Below are 1,457 nucleotides of genomic sequence, written 5' to 3' on the forward strand. Positions count from 1 at the left end.
CTGATCGGGACGCGGTCGCTGACGACGGAAATCCCTGGCATCGACAAGCTTGAAGCGGAGGCCAAGGACAATATCCGCCAGGGCATCAAGGCTTATGACGCGCTGCAGAAGATCCGCGCGGCAAAGCCGGCAACGTCAGGCGAGACATCGCAGGATGTCGCCACCACCGAGGCGCGTTCCTCCTTCGAAGATATCGGCCATCAGCTCGGCTATGCGCTGTTGCTCAAGCGCTATGTCAACGATCCGCGCCAGGCGACCGAGGAGCAGATCGCACAGGCGGCGCGCGACACCATTCCGCATGTCCCAACGCTGTTCTGGTCGTTCCGCATCATGGTCGGTCTCGGCATGTTCTTCATCCTGCTGACGACAGTGTTCTTCTGGCTCTCGGCGCGGCGGCAGCTCGATCGCTATCCGCTACTATTGCGGGTCGCGGTATTCGCCATCCCTCTGCCCTGGGTCGCGATCGAGCTTGGCTGGGTCGTCGCGGAATTCGGCCGGCAGCCCTGGATCATCGAAGGCGTGCTGCCGACGGCGGCGGCCGTCTCCAACCTCGGCGCCGGCACCGTGCTTTTGACCATCCTCGGCTTTGCTGCGCTCTATACCGTCCTCATCGTCATCGAGATGACGCTGATGATCAAGGCGATCCGCAAAGGTCCCGATCCGGATGAAAAGCCGGAGGCCAAGCTGATTTCCGAAAACCTTGTTCCGGCTGCGGAGTGACCTGCCATGATCCTGCATGAATTGATCGACTACGAGACCTTGCGCATCATATGGTGGCTGCTTCTCGGTGTGCTGCTGATCGGCTTTGCCGTGACCGATGGTTTCGACCTTGGCGTCGGCACGCTGCTTCCTTTCGTCGCCAAGACGGATACGGAGCGGCGTATCGCCATCAATTCGATCGGTCCGACCTGGGAAGGTAACCAGGTCTGGCTGATCCTTGGAGGCGGCGCCATCTTTGCCGCCTGGCCGCCTCTCTATGCTGTATCCTTCTCCGGCTTCTACCTCGCGATGTTTGCCATCCTGTTCGCGCTCATCCTGCGGCCGGTCGCCTTCAAATACCGCTCCAAGCGGGATAGCGCTGGTTGGAGGGCAGGTTGGGATTGGGCCTTGTTTATCGGCGGTTTCGTGCCGTCGCTGATCTTCGGCGTTGCTGTCGGTAACGTGCTGCAGGGCGTACCTTTCCGCTTCGACGACGATATGCGCATCTACTACGAAGGGTCCTTCTTCGCGCTTTTGAACCCGTACGCACTCCTCTGTGGCGTGCTGTCGGTCGCCATGCTCGTCATGCATGGTGCGGCCTGGCTGCTGGTTAAGACGGATGGCGTGGTTGCCGCGCGCGCGCGCCGGTTCGGCATCGTGGCGGCTCTCGCCGTGATCGTGCTCTTTGCGCTTGGGGGTCTGTTCCTGTGGATGGGCATAGACGGCTATCATATCGCCAGCGCCATCGATGGCGAAGG

2 protein-coding genes are annotated in these 1,457 nt (G+C 61.2%); both read left to right on the plus strand.

Features of this window, described 5'->3' with window-relative positions:
• A partial coding sequence (locus tag BJ928_RS38440) for a cytochrome ubiquinol oxidase subunit I (RefSeq protein WP_047637301.1) occupies positions 1 to 720 on the plus strand: 720 nt, incomplete at its 5' end.
• 6 nt (positions 721 to 726) lie between these two features.
• A partial coding sequence (gene cydB, locus BJ928_RS38445; protein WP_047637299.1) for a cytochrome d ubiquinol oxidase subunit II occupies positions 727 to 1,457 on the plus strand: 731 nt, incomplete at its 3' end.

Origin of the sequence: Rhizobium sp. WW_1, assembly GCF_003610155.1 — a bacterium.
Lineage (GTDB): Bacteria > Pseudomonadota > Alphaproteobacteria > Rhizobiales > Rhizobiaceae > Rhizobium > Rhizobium tropici_A.